Raw genomic sequence first — 21,525 nt, 5'->3', positions numbered from 1 at the left:
CCTTCACAGGCGCTCGGCGCTGGCGACGACTTCCGTCGCGCGCAGCGCCGCGATGATTCGCATCAGATGCTGGACGTCGTGCACCTCGATATCGAGGTGGAACGTGTGGAAGCTGCCGTCACGGCTGATCTGATCCATGCTGACGATGTTGGCGCCATGGCTTCCAAGCACCCCGGCAACGACCGCCAGCGATCCCGGTTCGTTGCGGATGACGATGCAGAGCTGGGCGGCGCCCCCATCCGATTCGTCCCCCCAGGCAAGATCGACCCAATCGGCATCGATCCCGTCGGCGAGGCGCTCGCATCCGATCATATGGACCTCGATCTCGGCGCCCTCCCGGCGCAGGCCGACGATCCGATCGCCGGGGATCGGGTGGCAGCAGGGGGCGAGCTGAAAGGCGACGCCGGGCGTCAGCCCCTTGATCGAGATGGCGGTGCGTTGGGGCGGCGGCTTCACCCCCGCAGTGCTGGTCGACCCGGGGATGAGCGCTTCCATCACGGCCACGTCGGAGATCCGCTTGAGCGCGATCGCCTCCATCAAGGCGTCGTCATCGTGAATGTTCAGGCGTTTCAACGCCTCTGCCATCGCTTCCCAGCCAAGGCTGTTCGGCAGGCGCTGCACGATCTCATCGAAGATCTTGCGGCCGAGCGCGACCGTTTCCTCACGTTCCTTCGACTTGACGAACCTACGGATCTTGGCGCGAGCCTTTCCGGTGACCACGAAGCTCAGCCAGCCCGGCTGTGGATGCTGCGCCTTCGAGACCAGGATTTCGACCTGATCGCCATTTTCGAGCGGGGTGCGCAGCGGCATCACGCGGCCGTTGATCTTCGCTCCGACGGTCTGGTCGCCGAGATCGGTATGCACCGCATAGGCGAAATCGACCGGCGTCGCGCCCTTCGGCAGCTGGATCAGCTCTCCTTTCGGCGTGAAGGCGAAGATCCGATCCTGGTACATCGCCATGCGCGTATGTTCGAGCAGCTCTTCGGCACTCTGCGCGTGCTCGAGAATCTCGATAAGGTCGCTGATCCAGGGATGCTGCGTCGATGCCGCCGCCTTGCCTTCCTTGTAGGCCCAGTGCGCGGCAAGCCCGTGCTCGGCGCGGGCGTGCATCTCTCGATCCCGGATCTGGATCTCGATCCGCATCTGCTCGTCGTGGATGACCGTGGTGTGCAGCGACTGATAGCCGTTGCGCTTGGGCGTCGAGATGAAGTCCTTGAAGCGGCCGGGCACCATGGGCCAGCGCTGGTGGACGAGGCCGAGGGTGCGATAGCATTGCTCGTTGCTGGAGACGATCGCCCGAAACGCCATCACGTCCGAGAGCTGCTCGAAGCTGACGTGACGTTCGGCCATCTTGCGCCAGATCGAATAGGGGTGCTTTTCCCGGCCCTGAACCTCGGCCTCCACCCCATTTGCCTCGAGATGCGCCTTGATGCCGCGGGCGATGCGTTCGATCAGATCGCCCTCGCCCTTGTGGAGCTGTTCGAGGCGGCGGGAGATCGACGCATAGGCATCGGGCTCGAGTTCGCGGAACGAGAGCGTCTGCATCTCGGTCATGAACTCGTACATGCCGATCCGCTCGGCGAGCGGCGCGTAGATGTCCATCGTCTCGCGCGCGATCCGCTTCCGCTTCTCCGGGTTGGAGATGAAGTGGAGGGTCCGCATGTTGTGCAGGCGATCGGCGAGCTTGACGAGCAGCACGCGGATGTCGCCGGACATTGCGAGCAGGAACTTGCGCAGGTTTTCGGCCGCGCGCTGGCTTTCGCTCTGCGCCTCGATCTTGGAAAGCTTGGTGACGCCGTCAACCAGGCGCGCAATGTTCGGCCCGAACAGCCGATCGATCTCTTCAGGCGTCGCGACCGTATCCTCGATCGTGTCGTGAAGAATGGCGGTGACGATCGTCTCGTCGTCGAGGTGGAGATCGGTCAGGATTCCGGCCACCTCGATCGGGTGGCTGAAATAGGGATCGCCCGACGCCCTCGTCTGGCTGCCATGCGCTTTCATCGAGAAGACGTACGCGCGGTTGATCATCGCCTCGTCGGCGTCGGGGTCGTAGCCCCTGACCTTTTCAAGAAGTTCATATTGCCTGAGCACAGGCAGACTTTGGGTGCGGCGCGGCACGGTTGCAAGCCTGATCATGTGCCCCAAGTGCCGCAATCGGCAAACATTTACCGCGGATGAATCTTGCCCCTTGCATTATGCTACCAATCGCGGGAACGATGGGGCGAGAGGGAAAAACCAGGCCCATGAATGCCATGACCCGCGCTGAGCAACTGAGGGAATTGTTCACGGGCTGCGGCATCGCCGCGGCACTGGAGGTGGTCGGCGAACGCTGGTCCTTCCTGATCCTTCGCGCCGCCTTCAACGGTCTCGAACATTTCGAGGAGTTCCAGTCGACGCTCGGAATTGCCCGCAACATCCTCTCCAACCGGCTCGGCCGCCTGGTCGAGCATGGCATTCTGAAGCGGGAACCGGACCCAAACGATCGGCGACGGGTCGCCTATCGTCTGACCGACAAGGGTCAGGAATTGATGCCGGTGCTGATCGCGTTGCGTCAGTGGGGGGAAAGCTGGGTGGCCGAGGGTCCGAGCAGCCTGGTGCTCGTCGACCGGAACACGCGGCGGCCGATCGCGCCGATGCAGGTCAGAGCGCTGGACGGGAGAATTCTCGCCGCCGACGACATGGAATGGGTCGAGCGCACGCAAGTCAGGACACAGGACGCCGCATAATCCGGATCGCGCCGCATCGAAAAAGCCCCGGATCCTTCGATCCGGGGCTTTTTTCTTATTCGTAATCGCCGCCTGCATTGTTGTTGCGCGGCGGGGCGGCTGCGGTGAGGCGGAGCGCCTCGGCCGAAGCGCTGAGCGAGCCGACCTCGTCCGGAGCCTCGTCGTCGTCGATCTGGACACGCTGCAGGTTGCCGACCAGAGCCTCGGTCAGCTGTTTGGGCCGAACCGTCTCTTCCGCAATCTCGCGGAGGGCGACGACGGGGTTCTTGTCGCGGTCGCGATCGAGGGTGAGATCGGCCCCTCCGGAGATCTGACGGGCGCGTTGCGCCGCCAGCAGAACGAGATCGAACCGGTTCGGGATCTTGTCGACGCAATCTTCGACGGTAACGCGCGCCATGAAGCAGCTCCGCTCAAAACTGAGGCTGTAGGTGAAAGGGGCAGCTAATCACGGAGGCCCGGAATGTCAATGTGCCGCCTGGGGTTGCACTCCACGCACGCCGCTCGCATGGCGGGGACCATGAACGAGAACATGGCGGGAGAAGAGGCTTTCGGAACCATCGTCGAGGGCAATCGACTCAGCCTGATTGCCGACGGCCCGGCACGTCTCGACGCCGTCATCGCGCTCATCGATCAGGCGCAGGAAAGCCTTCGCTTTCTCTATTACATGTTCCTCGACGACGCCGCGGGCACCCGTGTCCGGGATGCGCTGATTGGAGCGGCGCATCGCGGCGTGAAGGTGGCCCTGCTCGTCGACGGCTTCGGTTCGACGACCAATCGCGAGTTTTTCCAGCCGCTGGCCGACAGTCCCGCCGCTTTCTGCACCTTCATCCCGAAATGGGGCCGCCGCTACCTGCTGCGCAACCACCAGAAGCTGGCGCTTGCCGATGGCCGCAAGGTCATCATCGGCGGCTTCAACATCTCCGACGATTATTTCGGCACCGTGGAAGCGGGCGCCTGGCGGGATCTCGGCCTGCAGGTGGAGGGAGACGGCGTTGCATGCCTGATCCGTTACTTCGACGATCTGTTCGCCTGGGCACAGCAGCCCCATGGCCGGATACGCGATCTCCGGCGCATGCTGCAGCAGCACAGCGTCGACCGCGGCAAGCTCGATTGGCTGTTCGGAGGACCGACGCGCCGTCTCTCGCCCTGGGCGCGGGCGGTTCGCCGCGACATGCGCAGCGCAACGCGACTCGATGTCGTTGCCGCCTATTTCGCGCCGAGCCTCGGCATGTTGCGCCGCATGGCCCGCGTCGTCCGACGCGGCGGCCGCACGCGCCTGATCACCGCATCGAAATCGGACAACAGCGCCACCATCGGCGCCGCTCGCAATACCTATTGGTGGTTGCTGAAGCGCGGCGTCCGGATCTTCGAGTATCAGCCGACCAAACTCCACACGAAGCTGTTCGTCGTGGACGACGTCGTCCATATCGGCTCGGCCAATTTCGACATGCGCAGCCTGTTCCTCAATCTCGAGATGATGCTGCGCGTGGAGGATGCCGCATTCGCTGCGGAAATGCGGCGCTTCGCCGATGGCGAGATCGAGAACAGTCGCGAGATCACGGTCGAAAGTCATCGCCGGGACCGCACGCCCCTTACGCGGCTGAAATGGGCGGCGGCCTACTTCCTGGTCGCCATTGCGGATTACAGGATCGCGCGCCGGCTCAACTTCCGCAGCTGATCGAAGCGCGATGCCAACCCGCTCGATGGAAGAGCCGGAGCGGGCCGGCTCGGTCCATCACGCGCGCGCGCCGCTCACTCGCCGTCCTTCCAGCACCAAAAAAGCTGTGCCGGCGGAATGTTCACCCACTCGAACGCGCGATCGATGCGCTCGAAGTTTGGCTTCAGGAAATCGAGCACCTTCGGCGAGAATTGGTAGACCAGGAAGGCGCCTCCGGGACGGAGCGCATCCGCGGTGGCGGCGGCGATCGCCGGCCCCACCCCAGGCGGCAGCGTCGAAAATGGCAGGCCGGAGAGGATGTAATCGGCATGGTCGAAGCCGAGATCGGCCATGATCTGGCGAACGTCGGCGGCGGATCCGGTAACCGCCTGCAGGCGGGAATCGCGGAACTTGCCGTTCAGATAGCCCGTGAAATCGTCATTCGTGTCGATCGTCAGCAGGGTCGCGTCGGGCGTCATGCGATCGAGCACGTGCTGCGTGAAGGTACCGACCCCGGGGCCATATTCGACGAACAGCTTGCAATTGGCCCAATCGACGGGATCGAGCATGCGGTCGATCAGCGTCTTCGACGAGGGAATGATCGAACCGACCATCACCGGGTGTTTGATGAAGCCGCGGAGGAAGTGCCAGAACGGGTTCCCAGTTCCCCGTCGCGCGAATGCGCGCGATGCCTGCACCTGTTCGCCGGAAAGAGTCATGCCGCGTCCTGTGAAATGCTGAGTGCTCGATGCGTTGGCAAATCAACGCGCCAATGGCAAGGGCGAGGCTCGTCCCGGCAAGATTTCTGACGTTTTCGGGACAGACCGCATCTTTTCCGGGACCTTCCCCCGATGACGACCATGACGAACATCTCGAAAGGTCGTTTCGGCCTGTTGTTCTCCGTGATGCTGGTGGCTGCAGCGGGGAATACGGCGCTGCAGTCGCTTATGCCGGCAATCGGGCGCCATCTCGGCATTCCGGACATCTGGATTGCCGTCGCGTTCAGCCTTTCGGCGATCATCTGGGTGGTGACCGCGCCGCTCTGGGCGCGGCGCGCCGACCGGCGCGGCCGACGTGCGCTGATGCGCCTTGGACTGTCGGGCTTCATCGCATCGATGCTGGTCTGCGGAACAGTGCTCGCCGCCGGACTGATCGGCCGGATCGGGCCGACTACCGTGTTCGTCATCTTTCTGTTCGGCCGCGCGATCTACGGCGCCTTCGGCTCGGCAGCCCCACCGGCGGTGCAGGCCTATATCGCCGCGCGGAGCGCCGGCGAGCAGCGCACGCGCAATCTCGCCGCCATCGCCTCCTCGTTCGGCCTCGGCACGATCATCGGCCCGGCGCTGGCGCCCTTGTTCCTCTTTCCGCCGCTCGGGCTTGCCGGTCCGCTGTTCGTGTTCGCGCTCCTCGGCGCATTGGTGCTCGCCGCATTGCTTACAGGACTCCCCGACGACCGACCCGTTTACCCGGCCCGCGGCAGCGTCGCAGACTATCCGTCGCAAGGGGCGATCGGGCCTGATGGTGCAGCGGACACCGGCGATGACGCACCATTGCGCTGGCGCGATGCACGGATTGCACCATGGCTGGTGATCGGCACGATCGGGGGCCATGGCCATGCCGCTCTGCTCGGCGTGATCGGCTTCCTCGTCATCGATCGCCTGCAGCTGACGATCGATGAAGCGCAGCATGCGATCGCCATCGTGCTGATGGGCGGAGCGACGGCGACCCTGCTCGCGCAATGGGGCTTGATCCCGCGCCTCCGCCTGAGCCCCCGGCAACTGGTCTCCTCAGGCGCGCTGGTCGCCGCAGGCGGGGTGCTCGCGACCGGCACCGCGACGACCTTGTACGGCGTCACGCTCGGCTTTGCCGCCGCATCCATGGGCTTCGGCCTCTTTCGTCCGGGCTTCACCAGCGGCGCCTCGCTGGCGGTGCGGCCGGCGGAGCAGAACGTCGCCGCGGGCATGGTCACGTCGGTCAACGGAATTGCCTATATCGCAGCGCCGGCAGCGGGAGTCGCGCTCTACGGAACGTGGCTCCCGCTTCCTTTCCTCACGATCGGCGCGGTGATGCTCTGCCTCGGATTCTGGTTGTTCTTCGCCTTCAGCCCTTCGGCCCCCGAGGGGTGAGCATGCCCGGCGCGATAAAGCCGATGCCGGCATTGGAGCTCATCGCATCCTGCTTCAGGCTCTCCTGGATCTTCTGATAATCCTTCTCCATCTCCGGAGTCACCGAAGCACGGGTCTCCTCCAGCGCACGATTGAAATCGTCGTGCGTGACTTGGATGGCGTCCAGGGAATGGCGCAACGCGAACAGACCCGCCCGGCGGACGAGGTCCTCGAGATCCGCACCCGTGAAGCGCTCGGTCCGGTGTGCCAGATCGTCGAGATCGACGTCTTCGGCGAGCGGCATCTTCGCCGTGTGAATGGACAGGATGTGCCGACGCCCGGCCTGATCGGGAACGGCGACATAGATGAGCTCGTCGAACCGGCCGGGCCGAAGCAACGCCGGATCGATCAGGTTGGGCCGGTTGGTGGCCCCGATGACCACCACGGAGCCCAGCTCCTCCAGCCCGTCCATCTCCGCGAGGATCGTGTTGACCACCCGCTCGGTCACCTGCGGTTCGCCAAGGCCGCCGCCTCTTGCCGGGACCAGGCTGTCGAGCTCGTCGATGAAGATCACGGTCGGCGCTACCTGTCGCGCGCGGGCGAACAGGCGGGCGATCTGCTGCTCGCTTTCCCCATACCATTTGGACAGCAGGTCCGACGATTTGGTGGCGATGAAATTGGCCTCCGCCTCACGCGCCGTCGCTTTGGCAAGCAGCGTCTTGCCGGTGCCTGGAGGCCCGTAAAGGAGAAAGCCCTTCGCCGGCCGAATGCCCATGCGCTTGAACGCCTCGGGATGCTTCAGCGGCAGTTCGACGCCTTCGCGCAGGCGTTCTCGCGCCTGATCGACGCCGCCGATATCGTCCCAGCCGATGGTCGGCGCCTGCACCATGACCTCTCGCATCGCCGACGGCTGGACGCGCTTCAGCGCTTCCTCGAAATCGGCACCCTGCACCGAGAGCGTGTCGAGCACCTCGGCCGGAATGGTCCCTTCTTCGAGATTGATCTTGGGCATGATCCGGCGAACGGCTTCGATCGCCGCTTCGCGGGTCAGAGCGGCGAGATCCGCACCGACGAACCCGTAGGTGCGACGCGCAAGCTCCGGGAGATTGACGCCGCCGTCGAGCGGCATGCCGCGCGTGTGGATGGCGAGAATTTCCCGGCGGCCACGCTCGTCGGGAACGCCGATCACGATCTCGCGATCGAAGCGGCCGGGCCGCCGCAACGCCTCATCGATCGCTTCCGGCCGGTTGGTCGCCGCGATCACAACCAGATTCTGGCGCGGTTCCAACCCATCGAGCAAGGTAAGGAGCTGGGCGACCAGACGCTTCTCGGTCTCGCCCTGGACCTGCCCGCGCTTGGGGGCGATCGAATCGATCTCGTCGATGAAGATGATGGCGGGCGAGGCTTTCGCGGCTTCCTCGAATACCTCCCGCAGGCGTCGCTCGCTTTCGCCATAAGCGGAGCCCATGATTTCGGGACCGGCGATGTGGAAGAAGGTCGCATCACTCTCGTTTGCGACGGCGCGGGCAAGCCGGGTCTTGCCGGTGCCGGGCGGGCCGTAGAGCAGGACGCCCTTGGGCGGATCCACTCCGAGCCGCTCGAAGATTTCCGGATAGCGAAGCGGCAGCTCGACCATCTCGCGAATCTGATCGACCGTGCCGCCCATGCCGCCGAGATCATCATAGGTGACGTCGGCGCGCCGATTGTCGCTCGCCTCCGTGAATTCGGGGAGGAGCTCGACTTCAGTGTTCGCGTCGATGTGGACGATCCCCTTTGGCACCGTGGAGACGACGGTCAGGCGGATTTCCTGCAGCGCATAAGCCGGCGCATAGAGCATCTGACGCAGTTCAGGCGGGATGTCGCCGCGCTGGACCTGCTGCTGTCCGGTGGTCGCAACGACGTCGCCGGCGGTGAGCGGCTTCAGACCGAAGCTCCGTTTCAGGGCCTGGGCGGATCCATGCAGGCGCAAATTCTTCTGGGCCGGCGCGAATACCACCCGCTGGGCAGGTTTCGATTCGGTCTTGCGCAACTGAACGAAATCGCCCGAACCGATCTCGGCATTGGCGCGCTGAAGACCGTCGAGTCGGATGATGTCGAGGCCCTCGTCCTCCGGATAGGGACCGACGGCGCGGGCCGGCGTGGCACGCTTGCCGGTGATTTCGATGACGTCGCCCTCGGCCAGTTCGAGTGCGCTCATGAGCCGCCTGGGCAGGCGGGCCAGCCCTCGGCCGCTATCCTCGGGCCGCATCGTTGCCACCTGAAGCCGCGTCGGCTGCTTGTCCTCATCGGCCATCGGCCAGGGTCTCCTCGATCGTTACGGCTCAACAGATAGGAAGCCTGAACGGCGACGCCAGCAGGGAGGTCCCGCTGCTCGAAAAAAGGCCCTGCTCGCGGCGCGTGTCCCCGAGCGGGAAATCCAGGTCCGGCGATCTAGAGGACGATGCGCAAAAAAAGGGCCGCTCCCAAAGGGGCGGCCCGTAAGTTTGTTAGGAGAGGATGCCTGAAAGGCCTGATCCTTGTCCGGGAAATTCCGTTATTGTGCAAGTGCGAAGAAGGCTGCTACAGGTGCATGCATTGCACTCGCGGCTAGGAGAGGTGCTACCGGTTACCATGTTGGAAGCTGGTCTGCTGCGGTGCACAAGCTAGGAGAATGCAGGACCATGCGCAGGTTGCCGCCGCTGACCGCTGTCGAAGCCTTCGTGCAAGTTGCGCGTCTCGGCTCCGTCAAGGAGGCCGCTGCCGCTCTTTCGCTGTCCTCTCCTGCTCTGACGCGTCGGATCCAGGCGCTCGAACGGTATCTCGGCCATCCGCTGTTCGAGCGCCGTCACCAGAGCGTTCACCTCAACTCCGACGGCGAGCGCCTGCTCGCCGAAATCGGCCCGTCGATCGATGCCCTGTCCGTGGCGATGGAGCGCGCAATCGGCAATCGCGAGATGATGCGCCTGCGCCTCGCGGTGCCGTCGCTGTTCGCGATGCAGCGACTGATGCCGCACCTGCCCGACCTGCGCGACGCGCATCCCGACCTGCACATCGATCTCGACACCGGCGCCAATCGGATCGCCCGGCTGGACGACGGTCTCGACGCGGCGATCGCAATCACCGCGGAGGTCGATCCCTCGCTCTATTCGCGCCGGATCGACAGCAACCGCGTGATCGCGATCGGATCCAGGACGGTGCAGGAAGGGCCGAACGCAATCACCGATCCGTCACAGCTCTCGAGGACCACCATCTTCCTCCACCGCGACATGCCGGAGACATTTTCCTATTGGCGCGAAGCGATCGGGCTGCCCAATCTGGAGCCCGCCGCGATCGACCATTTCGATGCCGGGCAGCTCATCCTCGACGCCGCGGCCCAGGGCCTCGGCGTCGCGTTCATGCTGGAGAGCCATCTCTCCGCGTCCAGCGACGCTCGGCTGGTCCGGCTGTTCGACCATGCCGTCGAAAGCCCCTACAGCTATTGGTTCGCCTGCCGACGCTCATCGCTGACCCGTCGGCCGGTGCGCATCTTCCACGACTGGCTGTTCGAGAGCCTGCCGCCGCTCTAGATCTTGAGGCCGGCGACGATCCGGCGAAGGAGAGCGCGGGGCAGCAGGCGGGTGGCATACGCCGTTGCCTTGTTCATGAGACCGGGGATGACCACCGCCTGGTTGCGCTCCAGCCCGTTCAGCCCCGCCGAGACGACCCGGCGGGCGTCGAGCGAATAGCGGCTGAAATCCCCGCTGGTCACGCCGGCGACCTCTCCGAATTCGGTTGCGGTCGGGCCCGGACAGAGGGCCGTGACCTTGATCCCCGTGCCTCTGCATTCCTGATGTAGCGCTTCGGTGAACGACAATACGAACGCCTTCGACGCGAAATAGACCGCCATTCCGGGGCCGGCCTGGAAAGCGGCCGTCGACGCGATGTTGAGAATGCCGCCTTCCCTTCGCGCGAGCATGGCGGGAAGAGCGAGGTGGGTGAGTTCAGTCAAGGACGCGACGTTCAGGTCGATCATCGCGCGCTGGCGGGCCAGGGGAAGAGCGGCAAAGCGGCCGGCGAGGCCGAAGCCGGCATTGTTGATCAGCCGCGACACCGAAAGGCCGAGGCGCTCGACCTCGCCGAGCAGCCGGCGGGGAGCATCGGGAGCAGAAAGATCGGCGACGATGACGTGTGCGCGACCGGTTTCCGCCGCCAGCGCTTCCAGCCGGTCGCGGCGCCGGGCGACGAGAACCAGCTCGTCGCCACGGGCCGCGCATTGGCGCGCGAATTCGGCGCCAAGCCCTGCCGAAGTGCCGGTCACCAGGGTGATCGGCCGCGTCATCGCGTCAGGGACGCAGGCTCGCCTTCACGATCTTGCCGGGCTGACGGGGCGGCTCGCCCTTGGGGAGCGCGTCGACATGCTCCATGCCTTCTGTGACCTCGCCCCAGACCGTATATTGGCCATCGAGGAAGCGGGCATCGTCGAAAACGATGAAGAACTGGCTGTTCGCGCTGTGCGGATAGTTGGTCCGGGCCATCGACACGGCGCCACGGACGTGCGGTGCCTGCGAGAATTCCGCCTGAAGATCCGGCTTGTCCGACCCGCCCGTACCGGTGCCGGTGGGATCGCCGCCCTGTGCCATGAACCCCGGAATGACGCGGTGGAAGACGACGCCATCGTAGAAGCCTTCGCCGACCAGCTCCTTGATGCGGCCGACGTGACCCGGGGCGAGATCGGGACGCAGTTTGATCACGACGTCGCCGCCGCTGTCGAGGTTGAGGACCAAGGTGTTGAGTTCGTCCGCCATAAAAAGCCGCCTTTCTGAGAAGAGGATGTGCGGACGCACTTAGGCGGGGCCGGGTTCCTTCGCCACCCCCCGGCATCGGAGCAAGTGCGAACCGGCGGAGATCCGGGCGCTGCGCGATCCAATCGGACATGGCAGTGCCAATGTGTCGACAGGCGCGAAAGCGCGGCCTAGGAAGCGGCCATTCCACACAGCCGGCAACAGGGGGCGGGATGAGCGAAAGCGATATCGAACTTCCCGGCAGCGCCGTGCCCGGCGCAGACGAATCGCGTCTCGACGAGGACGACCGGCTGCGCCCCGAATTCGTCCGGCGAGTGATGGACCATGTCGAAGCCGGCGAGACCGACGCCGCCCGCGCGCTCGTCGAACCGCTCCACCCGGCCGACATTGCCGATTTGTTCGAGCTGGTCGATTCCGACGAGCGGAGCGCGCTCGCCGAAGCGATCGAGGATCTTCTGAGCGGCGATGTTCTCGCCGAGATGAACGATCACGTGCGCGACGAACTGATCGATCAGTTCGAGCCGCACGAAGTCGCCGAAGTGGCGGGCGAGATGGAGACCGACGACGCGGTCGCCATGATCGAAGACATGGAAGAGGACGAGCAGCGTGCCGTTCTGCGCGCCCTCGACCCCGACGATCGTGCCGCGATCGAGGAAGCGCTGACCTTCCCCGAGGAGTCCGCCGGCCGCCTGATGCAGCGCGATCTGATCGCGGTGCCCCAGCATTGGACGATCGGCCAGGTGATCGATTACCTGCGCGCCGGCGACGGGCTGACCACCGATTTCTGGGAAGTGTTCGTGGTCGACGGCCGTCACCATCCGGTCGGCACCTGCATGCTGAGCTGGATCCTGCGCACGCCGCGTCACGTCGCTGTCGCCGACGTGATGAAGCGCGAGCAGACCTTGATCCCGGTCGACATGGACCAGGAAGAGGTTGCCCTCCGCTTTCAGAAATATGCGCTCATCTCTGCCGCGGTGGTCGACGGTGCCGGGCGGCTCGTCGGCATGATCACGGTCGACGACATCGTCCACATCATCCAGGAAGAGGCCTCCGAAGACGCCCTTCTCCTCTCCGGTGCCGGCGAAGGCGACATCAACGAGCCGATCCGCGAAAGCTACAAGGCGCGGGTTCGCTGGCTGATCGCTAATCTCGGTACCGCACTGATTGCAGCGACGATCATCGGCTATTTCGAAGGCACGATCACCCGGATGGTGGCGCTCGCCGCCTTGATGCCGATCGTCATGGGCGTCGGCGGCAATGCCGGAACCCAGACGCTGGCCGTGACGGTTCGCGCGCTCGCCACCAACCAGCTCACCCAATCGAATACCTGGCGCGCAATCCTGCGCGAGGTGCGCGTAGCGTTGCTGAACGGAGTCACCATTGCGCTCCTGCTCGGTGCCGGCGTTGCCTTGTTCTTCCACAATCCGGTCCTGGGCGTGGTGATCGCGGCGGCAATGATGACGAACATCCTGATTGCCGGCTGCGCAGGCGTCATGATGCCGCTCGCACTAGAGCGGGCCGGAGCGGATCCCGCGGTGGCGTCGTCAATCTTCGTCACAATGGTGACCGATTCGATGGGCGTGTTCGTTTTTCTCGGCCTCGCCACGGCGTCCGGCCTGGTCGGTTGAGCACGAGCTCATCCAAGACATAAGCATCGGCAAACGTGCGGTTTTTCTATTCTCTCCGACGATCCGATGCGATATCCCGCGGCCTTTCGGTACCAGCAGGCTTTCCGTGACCGCGCACGATCATCACTTCGACGCCGCATCGCCGGCGCCGCTCAACATCAGCAAGGTTGCGGTCGGTTGCGCCGACATCGACGCGCTGAGCAAACGCCAGCAGCTGCGTGCGCTGAACGGCGAAGTGCCGCTGATTACCCGCTTCATGCCGAAGCGCGCCTCCGAACTGATCGGCGGTTCGATCTACTGGATCGTCAAACATCAGCTCGTTGCCCGCCAACGCATTCTCGGCTTCGCCGAACGGGAAGAGGATGCGCGAACCATCGTGCGTCTCGAGCCGCAACTCGTCCTCGTGCGGGCATGCCCCAAGCGCGCGCATCAGGGCTGGCGTTACCTTGCCGCCGCGGACGCGCCGGCCGATCTCGGAAGCGATACAGATGCGGCGGAGATGCTGCCGGCCGAGCTGATGCGGCGGCTGATCGCACTCGCTTTGATCTGAGCGGTCCGGGAGACGGGTTCGTGCGGCGGCCAAGGCGGCCGGGTGCCAGTATGTGGAGTGAACATGGTTGGACTTGCGGTCGGCGTCGGCGCCGCCCTTCTCTTCCCGATCCTGGCCGTGATCGTGTACCAGCGGCGGGAACGTGGGCACCATCGCAGGATGGGCAAGCGGCGGACGGACAAGATCCGCCTGTAGACCCGGTGAGATGGCGTTTCGTAACGGGACGATCGCCCCGCTCAAAAAATTATTTCGGAGCCGATGCAACGGCTCACCGACGTTGAGCCACGTCTCATCGATGGCGGATTTCCGCCGTTTCGACGCTCCTTGGCGAGTGCAAAGCGCCTGTCGCGCAGCTTCGTTCATCTCTAAGCCATGAAACTCTTGAGAGTCACCGCTCGTTGGGACGGCAAGTGAGTAGAAAGGAGCCAAGTATGGCGACGAGTATCCTTGAAGCCCGTGGCGGCTGTATCGTTCCCAAGGCTGAAACACGTGGTTATCATATCGTCTATCGCGAGCATGAAACCAATTACTGCCCAGGCTGCGGTCGCACCCATTGGTATATCGGGCGTTCGATGGCGGAATGTGCTTTCTGCACGACTGCCCTGCCGCTCGAGAACGCGCCGATGATTGCCGGCGGTCAGATCGTCCGCACCATCCAACGCCCAGTGTTCGGCACGGAGCCGGCCTACGCTGCCTAGGGTCAGCCGGCGGCCTGTCTGCGGACCGGCACCGGTACGTTGCACAGGTCCACGCCGCCCGCCGGGCGTCCGAAGAACTCGCCACCGCGGTTGGCGCGCCCGGCGACGAATTGCCCAAACGAATCCTGATCCGATCGAAGCACTTCGAGGGCAGGACGCTGGGCGGCCGGCATGTCGCTGGCCAAGCGCACCTGCGCGATCGGGACATGCTGCGCCGGATCCTTGTAGAAACCGAGTGCCTCGGTTCCGCGTGGCCTGGCCGAAAGCAGCTCGATGCCTTCGACCACGCGGCCGATCACCGCAATATTGAGGTCCAGATGGCGCGGTGCGTGGCCGATGATCGCGTAGAGTTCGCCCCCGGTGCCGGTGTCGGGCGCGAGTTCCCGGCCCACTCCGACAATGCCGTAGCAATGGGTCAGCCACGCCCGCCCGGCATCCGGATCGTAGCCGACAGGCCATGAGCCCGCGTGACCCACCATCGGGGCATAGCTGTCGGGGTAGCCGAGCGGACGGATGTCGAGGCCCTGCAGCGGCCGATCATATTCCGCGGCGGGTCGGCGCACGACCCCCTGCGGCAATGCCGTCTTGGCATCGCCATTGCCCCATTGCGCGACATAATTGTCCTGGACCCGGTAGATGGCCGCGCCGTTCCACCAGCCGGCGCGCGCGAAAGCGCGAACGTTAGCAACGTGGACGGGGGCGAAAGCCGGTGCCAGCTCGATCAAGACGCGGCCGCCATCCTTCAAGTCTATGACCAGGAGGTTTTCCGGTGCGATCGCCCGCCACGCGCCCGCGGGTGCTTTGGCAACCACCTCGCTGGGCTCCGGAACGTCGGTCAGCGGCTTGGGGCGCCAGCCGCTGCTGCCTGCGCCGGCATGGTCGCTCGGGGCCTCGTCGAGGCAACCGGCGAGCAGCGTGGCTGCGGCCAGGATCGTGGCGGACAAACGCATGAATACCCCTCCCTGAAACGATGGCACGCTTATCGCGTGCGCAATCCCGTGCGGCAACCAAGTGCTTGCATCCTCGGCGGCGCGGGATCATCTCAGGGCGATGGAACAGATCTCCCCGACCGAGATGACGCTCGACGAATTGCGGATCGCGCTTGCCCCGCTGATCCCGGCCAACGCGGTGTTCGACGGCTGGACCGACGAGGCACTGGCGATGGCCGCGGCAGATCTGGGCGTGCCCGCGCCGAGGGCACGGCTCGCCTTTCCCGGCGGGGCACCCGACATGATAGACGCCTGGTTCGATTCGATCGACCGTGCCACCGCGCGCGCCTTTCCGCTCGAGAAGATTGAGAGCATGAAGATCCGCCAGCGCATCCACGATCTGGTCATCTATCGTTTGGAGACCATCAACCCGCACAAGGAAGCGCTGAGACGCGCGCTGGCCATCCTCGGTCAGCCGCAGAATTTGGCTCTCGGTGCGCGCCTTGCCTGGCGCGCCGCGGACAGGATGTGGCGGATCGCCGGCGATCGTTCGACCGACTTCAACCATTATTCCAAGCGCACCCTGCTCAGCGGGGTCTATGGCTCGACGACTCTGGTCTATCTCGACGATGACAGCGACAATCTCGTCAACACGCGCGCCTTCCTCGACCGAAGAATCGGCGACGTGATGAAGATCGAGAAGTTGAAGGCGAGCTGGCGCGGCAGCCGCGAACGTGTGCCTTCGCTGAGCCGGTTCCTTGGGCGCCTCCGCTATCCGGCGGCGTAAGATGGAGGCTGCGACCCTCCGCCCCGTCGGCGAGATCGCCAGCTACCATGCCCATGTCTACTTCGACCCGGAAAGCGAGTGGGAGCATGCGCTGGCGCTTCGCGCCGGCATCGGCGAGCGGTTCGCGGTGCGGCTCGGACGCGTCTGGGACCGCCCCGTCGGTCCGCATAGCCGCGCGATGTACCAGGTCGCGTTCGCTCCGGCGGTGTTCCATGTTTTCGTGCCATGGCTGATGCTGAACAACGGCGGCCTCTCCATCCTCGTCCATCCCAACACGACCAATCCGCGGCGGGACCATCTCCACGACGCGGTTTGGATCGGAACCGCTTTGTCCCTCGCCGGCGAGGTTCTCCCCGACGATCAGGCGGCGGATCTTGCGGGCGAGCCCAACACGACCCCACATAAAGCGCCTTGAATCATCTGGCTTTCTCCGCACGATATTGATAATCACTCGCAAGAATGGCGCTGTCCCTCGATAGACTCCCTTTCCGGACCCCGGCCGTCGTGACGGCGATCGACTGGTCGCGCCTGTCCGAGACGGATGCGCGGCGGCTCAGGAACCTCGGGTTCGACGAGGGCGTGGCGATCGAGGCGCTGCACGGCGCGCCGTTCGGGAAGGATCCGCTGGCGATTCGAATCGGCCGGATGACGGTGGCGATGCGGCGTGCTCAGGCCGAGGTAATCACGGTGGAACAGAAGGCCGCATGACCACGATCCCGCTGGTGGCGGTGGTCGGCAATCCCAATGCCGGCAAGAGCGCCCTGTTCAACATGCTCACGGGCGCGCGCCAGAAAGTGGGCAATTACCCCGGCGTCACCGTGGAGCGGAAAGCCGGGCGTCTGTTCCTGCCCGACGGTCGCCCGATCGAACTGGTCGACCTGCCCGGGGCCTACAGCCTCGAGCCGTCCAGCCCGGACGAGGAAGTCACCCGGGACGTCGTGCTCGGCAAGCAGGACGGCGAGCGGCTTCCGGATGCCCTGCTCCTGGTTCTCGACGCGACCAATCTCGACAACCATCTGCGCTTCGCGCTCCAGCTCATCGATCTCGGCCTGCCGACCGTGGTGGCCCTCAACATGGTCGACCTCGCCCGCCGCGACGGGCTCGAGATCGACCCGCAGATCCTGGAGCGCGAACTCGGCGTGCCGGTGATCGCGACGGTGGCGGTGCGCCGCCGCGGCACCGACGAGCTCAGGGAAGCGATCAGCGAGGCGGTGACCGCCGCGCGCGTCATGCGCCCCGGCGGCCGGCGGGAATTCGCGATCGTCCAGCGGCGAGCACGCGAGATCGCCCGCACCGCCACGGTGAGCGAGACCGCCGCGCGCAAGACCACTCACCTGATCGATTCGATCGCGCTGCACCCGGTGATCGGACCGATCATCTTCGCACTGATCATGTTCTTCATGTTCCAGGCGGTCTTTGCCTGGTCCGAAGCGCCGATCGGCTGGCTCGAAGACGTGATGGCCGGCGCCCAAGGCCTGGTCAACGATGCGCTACCCGCCGGTCTGGTTCGCTCGCTTCTGGTCGACGGCGTGATCGCCGGCGTCGGCGCCGTCGTCGTCTTCCTGCCCCAGATCCTGATCCTGTTCCTGTTCATCCTGTTTCTGGAGGCTAGCGGGTACATGGTGCGGGCGGCGTTCCTTATGGACCGGCTGATGGCGCGGGTCGGCCTTTCCGGTCACGCCTTCATCCCGCTCCTCTCCTCCTTCGCCTGCGCCGTGCCGGGCATCATGGCGACTCGCACGATCGAAGACCCCAAGCATCGCCTGACGACGATCCTGATCGCGCCGTTGATGACCTGTTCGGCGAGACTGCCGGTCTATGCAATCATCATCGGCGCCTTCATCCCGGATCGAACCGTCGGGGGCGCCTTCGGCCTGCAGGGCCTGGTGATGTTCGGCCTCTACGTCGTCGGCATCGTCGGCGCCCTGGCAGCCGCTCTGGTCCTGCGGATGACCGTCACTCGCGGCACCCATCGGGGCTTCCTGCTCGAGATGCCGAAATACCAGCTGCCGCAGCTCAGGGACGTGCTGATCGGGCTTTGGCAACGTGCGCTGATCTTCCTCAAGCGGGCGGGCACCATCATCCTGCTGTCCACCGTCATTCTGTGGGTTCTGCTCTCCTTCCCGGCACCGAAGGCAGGGCAGACGGCGCTCGAAAGCTCGATCGCCGGAAAGATCGGCTCCGGCCTCGAAGTGCTGGTGAAGCCGATCGGCTTCAATCACGAAATCGCCGTCGCGCTGATCCCGGCAATGGCCGCGCGCGAAGTCGCCGTCTCGGCGCTGGCAACGGCCTATTCGATCCAGGCGGACGACGAGGAAGCCGCCGAACAGCCGCTGATCGAGCGGCTGCGCGGGCGCTGGTCCCTGCCGACCGCGCTCGCCTTCCTCGCCTGGTTCGTGTTCGCGCCGCAATGCTTATCCACAATTGCGGTCACCCGGCGCGAGACCAACGGGTGGAAATGGCCGGCCTTCATGCTAGGCTATCTGTTCACACTCGCATGGCTGGCGGCGGGCGCGACATTCTGGACCGCGACCGCTCTCGGCCTTTAAGGAAGGATTCGAATAATGGCCGGCGTCAACAAGGTGATCCTGGTCGGCAATCTGGGCGACGACCCGGAAAGCCGATCGCTCAACAACGGCGGCGAAGTCGTCAATCTGCGCATCGCCACGTCCGAGAGCTGGAAGGATCGGGACGGTCAGCGCCAGGAGCGGACCGAATGGCACCGGGTGGTGATCTTCAACGAGAATCTCGGCAAGGTCGCCAAATCTTACCTGAAGAAGGGCTCCAAGGTGTATATCGAGGGGCAGCTGCAGACCCGCAAATGGACCGACAATAGCGGCCAGGACAAATATTCGACCGAGATCGTGCTGCAGCGTTTCCGCGGCGAGCTCGTCCTGCTCGACTCCCGCGGTGGCGGTGGCGGCGGCGGGAGCTCCGGCGGATATAGCGACGATTTCGGCGGCGGCGGTTACGAGGGCGGCTTCGGCGGCGGCTCGAGCGGCGGCGGCGGATACGGCGGCGGCAGCAGCGGCGGATTCGGCAGCGGCAGCGGTGGCGGCCGCCAGCAATCGCGCCCGGCACCGGCGTTCGACAGCGATCTCGACGACGACGTTCCGTTCTGATCGCCGCATACGGCCTGCCGCGCGGCGCGCGGCAGGCCGGCGGCTCTCGACGCGTGGCGGATGCCCCCGTAGGGAGCTGGAATGACGATCAATTCCAACCTGTTCGAAGACCGCGCGAGCTTCGTCTCCCATCTCGAATGCTCGCTGACCGGCGAGATCTACCCGGCCGATCAGATCCACGGCCTGTCGCGAGCCGGGCGCCCGCTGCTGGTGCGCTACGATCTCGACGCGCTGAAGGCTGAAATCCCGCGCGACACGATCGCGGCCCGTCCGACCGACCTCTGGCGCTGGCGCGAATTGCTGCCGGTACGCGACCCGTCGAACATCGTCAGCCTTGGCGAGATCGAAACGCCGCTGGTGCCGCTGCCCCAGGCGGGCGGCCCCAATGTCCTGGTCAAGGACGAGGGCCGGCTGCCGACAGGCTCGTTCAAGTCGCGGGGGTTGGTGATGGCGGTCGCCATGGCCAAGGCGCTCGGAATCACCCGGATCGCAATGCCGACCAATGGCAATGCCGGCGCTGCGCTCGCCGCTTATGCCAGCCGCTGCGGCATCGAGACGATCGTCTTCTGCCCGGAAGACACGCCCGAGATCAACGTCCGGGAAATCGCCATGCAGGGCGCCCGGGTCTGGCGCGTGAATGGGCTGATCGACGATTGCGGCGCAATCGTCGGCGAGGGCGCGCGGCACGGGCGGTGGTTCGATTTCTCGACCCTGAAGGAGCCGTACCGGATCGAGGGCAAGAAGACGATGGGCCTGGAGCTCGCCGCCCAGTTCGGCTGGACCTTGCCCAAGGCGATCTTCTATCCGACCGGCGGCGGCACCGGCCTGATCGGGATGTGGAAGGCGTTCGCCGAACTCGAGGCGTTGGGCTGGATCGGCTCGGAGCGCCCAAAGATGTTCGCGGTACAGGCGGCGGGCTGCGCGCCGATCGTCAAGGCGTATGACGAGGGCGTCGAGCATGCCGAGCGATGGGAGGACGCCCATACCGTGGCCGCCGGAATTCGGGTGCCACGGGCGGTCGGCGACTTCCTGATCCTGCGCGCGGTCCGCGAAAGCGGCGGGCGCGCGTTGGCGGTCAGCGACGAAGAAATCCTGGGCGCCGTCGACGCAGCCGCACGGCAGGACGGTTTGCTGCTCTGCCCGGAGGGCGGCGCCACTCTTGCCGCCTACCGCAATGCGCTGGCGGAAGGGCTGATCGGAGAGCAAGACAGCGTCGTGCTGTTCAATTGCGCCACCGGCCTCAAATATCCGATGCCGGAAGCGCCGCAGACGCTCGACCGCAACCAGCCGATCGACTGGGATCGGCTCTGACCGGCGCCGCTACTTGCCGAGCTTGTCCTTGAGCGCGCCCAACGCGGCGAACGGACTGGACTCGGCCTGTGCCTCTTCCTCGCTCTTCACGCCCGCTGCGCGCAGCGCCTCCTCCGCGGCAGGAGAGCGCGGGAACGGGTTGAGGGCGAGCGAAAGCGTCTCCGCCACGGCTTCGCCGAGATCGATCGCAGCGCCATCGTAGAAGACGACGTCCAGCTCACCCTCGCTGAGTTCGATCTCCTCCTCTCCGCCACTGCTCTCCGGATGCGGGCGAAATTCGACGACGAAATCTTCCTCGATCCGCTCCTCGACCGGCTCTCCGGTCCCGACGCAACTCTGCGTCACCGCGGCCGAGATCGAGCCCCGCGCGGTCACGATCTCACCGGCACGGGTGAGCGCAGCCTCCGCCGCAAGGCGGTCGATTGCGACCAGTCCGAACCGCTTGGCGACAGCGCTCCGCTCGTCCGCCTCCGCTTCGATGGCGATTTGACGTGCTCCGCCTCCGAGCGTGTCGACACGGTAGCTACGGCTGAACTCCGGGCTCATCGGCCGATCTCCCCGGCGAGCACGTCGTCGACGGGAACGCCGTCCAATGCCTCGCCGCGGCTTCGCAGGCGTGTGCTGACGAAATCGACTGCCTGCTCCGATGGCGGCGCGTCTCGGAAGATGTTGCGCCGCACCGCATCAGCAAGATCGGCCTTGCCGGAAAGGCCGTCCCGAAACGCGCCGAGTCGGCCGCCGAGCGCGCCCATGATCTTGCCGACATGCTTGCCGACGATGATGTCGCCGATGCCGATCTGGCGAAGCGTACCGTCCATGTCGTCGATGAAGAGCTCCGTCAGCAGGATCGTCTGCGGCTTCATCGCGTCGCCCTCGCGCTCCAGCCGCAGCAGGACCAAGGCGAGTATCGTCGAGACCATGTCGAACCGCCCCTCGAGCGTGTCGGGAACCCCGCCCTCGCGATACCAGACCGGCTGCCGCGCTTCGCGCACGATGCTGTCGTAAAGCGGGCGGAGGCGCGCGCGCTCCTTGGCGGGATTGCCGAAGATGCGGGAGAAAAAGGACAATGGCGGCTCCGGTTCGGAAGGGGGCGTACTTGCGCCGTTCAGCTTGCGTGCGATATTGGGGCCTTCTATCCCTGCCGACAAGGCAGGCGCCGGCCCCGTGCGGGTCAGGCCGGTCGATTCGGGAGAATTTTCAAAATGATGGTTCGGCATGCACGCGGCTTCGCTCTTGGACTTACGCTCGCGGG

The 21,525-nt window shown here is 65.4% G+C and carries 23 protein-coding genes; 14 read left to right on the top strand and 9 right to left on the bottom strand.

Going from position 1 to position 21,525, the window contains the following annotated elements:
- Window positions 1-3: 3 nt before the first annotated feature.
- On the bottom strand, window positions 4-2,091 hold the full coding sequence (locus ETR14_RS11340) for a bifunctional (p)ppGpp synthetase/guanosine-3',5'-bis(diphosphate) 3'-pyrophosphohydrolase (protein WP_129391725.1): 2,088 nt from the start codon (window positions 2,089-2,091) through the stop codon (window positions 4-6).
- A 152-nt stretch (window positions 2,092-2,243) separates the two neighbouring features.
- Between ETR14_RS11340 and ETR14_RS11335 the strand changes: the two genes are divergently transcribed.
- The gene (locus ETR14_RS11335) at window positions 2,244-2,726 is read left to right on the top strand and encodes a helix-turn-helix domain-containing protein (protein WP_129384700.1); all 483 of its coding nucleotides are present in this window, start codon (window positions 2,244-2,246) and stop codon (window positions 2,724-2,726) included.
- Window positions 2,727-2,781: 55 nt separating this feature from the next.
- Here the strand turns inward: ETR14_RS11335 and rpoZ are convergent, their stop codons facing one another.
- Window positions 2,782-3,123, bottom strand: coding sequence for a DNA-directed RNA polymerase subunit omega (gene rpoZ, locus ETR14_RS11330; protein WP_106511872.1), 342 nt, complete (start codon window positions 3,121-3,123; stop codon window positions 2,782-2,784).
- A 120-nt stretch (window positions 3,124-3,243) separates the two neighbouring features.
- Between rpoZ and ETR14_RS11325 the strand changes: the two genes are divergently transcribed.
- The gene (locus ETR14_RS11325; protein WP_243455869.1) at window positions 3,244-4,404 is read left to right on the top strand and encodes a phosphatidylserine/phosphatidylglycerophosphate/cardiolipin synthase family protein; all 1,161 of its coding nucleotides are present in this window, start codon (window positions 3,244-3,246) and stop codon (window positions 4,402-4,404) included.
- A 74-nt stretch (window positions 4,405-4,478) separates the two neighbouring features.
- Here ETR14_RS11325 and ETR14_RS11320 read toward each other — a convergent pair whose 3' ends face one another.
- Window positions 4,479-5,102, bottom strand: a complete 624-nt coding sequence (locus ETR14_RS11320) for a class I SAM-dependent methyltransferase (RefSeq protein ID WP_129384699.1) — start codon at window positions 5,100-5,102, stop codon at window positions 4,479-4,481.
- A gap of 132 nt (window positions 5,103-5,234) precedes the next feature.
- Between ETR14_RS11320 and ETR14_RS11315 the strand changes: the two genes are divergently transcribed.
- A complete protein-coding gene (locus tag ETR14_RS11315; RefSeq protein WP_243455868.1) occupies window positions 5,235-6,509 on the top strand; it encodes an MFS transporter in 1,275 nt (424 codons plus the stop codon).
- Here ETR14_RS11315 and ETR14_RS11310 read toward each other — a convergent pair.
- Complete coding sequence (locus tag ETR14_RS11310) at window positions 6,484-8,781, bottom strand: CDC48 family AAA ATPase (protein WP_129384698.1); 2,298 nt, start codon at window positions 8,779-8,781, stop codon at window positions 6,484-6,486. The two genes, ETR14_RS11315 and ETR14_RS11310, sit on opposite strands and share 26 nt — an antisense overlap.
- A gap of 367 nt (window positions 8,782-9,148) precedes the next feature.
- Here ETR14_RS11310 and ETR14_RS11305 point away from each other — a divergent pair, with 367 nt between their 5' ends.
- Entirely contained in the window at window positions 9,149-10,033 is an 885-nt protein-coding gene (locus ETR14_RS11305) for a LysR substrate-binding domain-containing protein (RefSeq protein ID WP_165356407.1), read from the top strand.
- Here ETR14_RS11305 and ETR14_RS11300 read toward each other — a convergent pair.
- Together ETR14_RS11300 and ETR14_RS11295 are read right to left on the bottom strand one after the other, a co-directional pair.
- Entirely contained in the window at window positions 10,030-10,785 is a 756-nt protein-coding gene (locus ETR14_RS11300) for an SDR family oxidoreductase (protein WP_129384697.1), read from the bottom strand. The genes ETR14_RS11305 and ETR14_RS11300 overlap by 4 nt on opposite strands.
- 4 nt (window positions 10,786-10,789) lie before the next feature.
- The gene (locus ETR14_RS11295) at window positions 10,790-11,251 is read right to left on the bottom strand and encodes a peptidylprolyl isomerase (RefSeq protein ID WP_129384696.1); all 462 of its coding nucleotides are present in this window, start codon (window positions 11,249-11,251) and stop codon (window positions 10,790-10,792) included.
- Between the two features lie 209 nt (window positions 11,252-11,460).
- Here ETR14_RS11295 and mgtE point away from each other — a divergent pair, with 209 nt between their 5' ends.
- The 4 genes from mgtE (at window position 11,461) to ETR14_RS11280 (ending at window position 14,124) form a co-directional block, all read left to right on the top strand.
- Window positions 11,461-12,876 carry a magnesium transporter gene (gene mgtE, locus ETR14_RS11290; protein WP_129384695.1) on the top strand — a complete coding sequence of 472 codons (1,416 nt, stop codon included), beginning with the start codon at window positions 11,461-11,463 and terminating at the stop codon, window positions 12,874-12,876.
- 106 nt (window positions 12,877-12,982) lie between these two features.
- Window positions 12,983-13,426, top strand: coding sequence for a DUF1489 family protein (locus ETR14_RS11285; protein ID WP_129384694.1), 444 nt, complete (start codon window positions 12,983-12,985; stop codon window positions 13,424-13,426).
- Between the two features lie 63 nt (window positions 13,427-13,489).
- Complete coding sequence (locus ETR14_RS29540) at window positions 13,490-13,621, top strand: hypothetical protein (RefSeq protein WP_256370203.1); 132 nt, start codon at window positions 13,490-13,492, stop codon at window positions 13,619-13,621.
- A 236-nt stretch (window positions 13,622-13,857) separates the two neighbouring features.
- Entirely contained in the window at window positions 13,858-14,124 is a 267-nt protein-coding gene (locus tag ETR14_RS11280; RefSeq protein WP_206186022.1) for a hypothetical protein, read from the top strand.
- 2 nt (window positions 14,125-14,126) lie between these two features.
- Here ETR14_RS11280 and ETR14_RS11275 read toward each other — a convergent pair whose 3' ends face one another.
- Complete coding sequence (locus ETR14_RS11275) at window positions 14,127-15,074, bottom strand: peptidylprolyl isomerase (RefSeq protein WP_129384693.1); 948 nt, start codon at window positions 15,072-15,074, stop codon at window positions 14,127-14,129.
- 100 nt (window positions 15,075-15,174) lie between these two features.
- On the opposite strand from ETR14_RS11275, the gene ETR14_RS11270 reads away from it, so the two are divergent.
- The 6 genes from ETR14_RS11270 (at window position 15,175) to ETR14_RS11245 (ending at window position 20,273) form a co-directional block, all read left to right on the top strand.
- Window positions 15,175-15,840, top strand: a complete 666-nt coding sequence (locus ETR14_RS11270; protein WP_243455867.1) for a COQ9 family protein — start codon at window positions 15,175-15,177, stop codon at window positions 15,838-15,840.
- 1 nt (window position 15,841) lies between these two features.
- Window positions 15,842-16,255 carry a DOPA 4,5-dioxygenase family protein gene (locus ETR14_RS11265; RefSeq protein ID WP_129384692.1) on the top strand — a complete coding sequence of 138 codons (414 nt, stop codon included), beginning with the start codon at window positions 15,842-15,844 and terminating at the stop codon, window positions 16,253-16,255.
- Window positions 16,256-16,299: 44 nt separating this feature from the next.
- Complete coding sequence (locus tag ETR14_RS11260) at window positions 16,300-16,548, top strand: FeoA family protein (protein WP_129384691.1); 249 nt, start codon at window positions 16,300-16,302, stop codon at window positions 16,546-16,548.
- The gene (locus ETR14_RS11255) at window positions 16,545-18,389 is read left to right on the top strand and encodes a ferrous iron transporter B (RefSeq protein ID WP_129384690.1); all 1,845 of its coding nucleotides are present in this window, start codon (window positions 16,545-16,547) and stop codon (window positions 18,387-18,389) included. Before ETR14_RS11260 ends, ETR14_RS11255 begins: the two co-directional genes overlap by 4 nt.
- Before the next feature lie 15 nt (window positions 18,390-18,404).
- On the top strand, window positions 18,405-18,962 hold the full coding sequence (gene ssb, locus ETR14_RS11250) for a single-stranded DNA-binding protein (protein ID WP_129384689.1): 558 nt from the start codon (window positions 18,405-18,407) through the stop codon (window positions 18,960-18,962).
- Window positions 18,963-19,043: 81 nt separating this feature from the next.
- Window positions 19,044-20,273: a threonine synthase gene (locus ETR14_RS11245; protein WP_129384688.1), complete on the top strand. Its 1,230-nt coding sequence runs from the start codon at window positions 19,044-19,046 to the stop codon at window positions 20,271-20,273.
- A gap of 9 nt (window positions 20,274-20,282) precedes the next feature.
- Here the strand turns inward: ETR14_RS11245 and ETR14_RS11240 are convergent, their stop codons facing one another.
- Both ETR14_RS11240 and ETR14_RS11235 read right to left on the bottom strand, forming a co-directional pair.
- Window positions 20,283-20,819: a DUF177 domain-containing protein gene (locus tag ETR14_RS11240; RefSeq protein ID WP_129384687.1), complete on the bottom strand. Its 537-nt coding sequence runs from the start codon at window positions 20,817-20,819 to the stop codon at window positions 20,283-20,285.
- Window positions 20,816-21,490 (bottom strand): ubiquinol-cytochrome C chaperone family protein, encoded by a 675-nt coding sequence (locus ETR14_RS11235; RefSeq protein ID WP_129384686.1) that lies wholly within the window; start codon window positions 21,488-21,490, stop codon window positions 20,816-20,818. Before ETR14_RS11235 ends, ETR14_RS11240 begins: the two co-directional genes overlap by 4 nt.
- Window positions 21,491-21,525 lie beyond the last annotated feature (35 nt).

It is taken from the genome of Sphingosinicella sp. BN140058 (assembly GCF_004135585.1).
GTDB lineage: Bacteria > Pseudomonadota > Alphaproteobacteria > Sphingomonadales > Sphingomonadaceae > Allosphingosinicella.
This window is presented reverse-complemented; position numbering and strand designations above follow the sequence as displayed.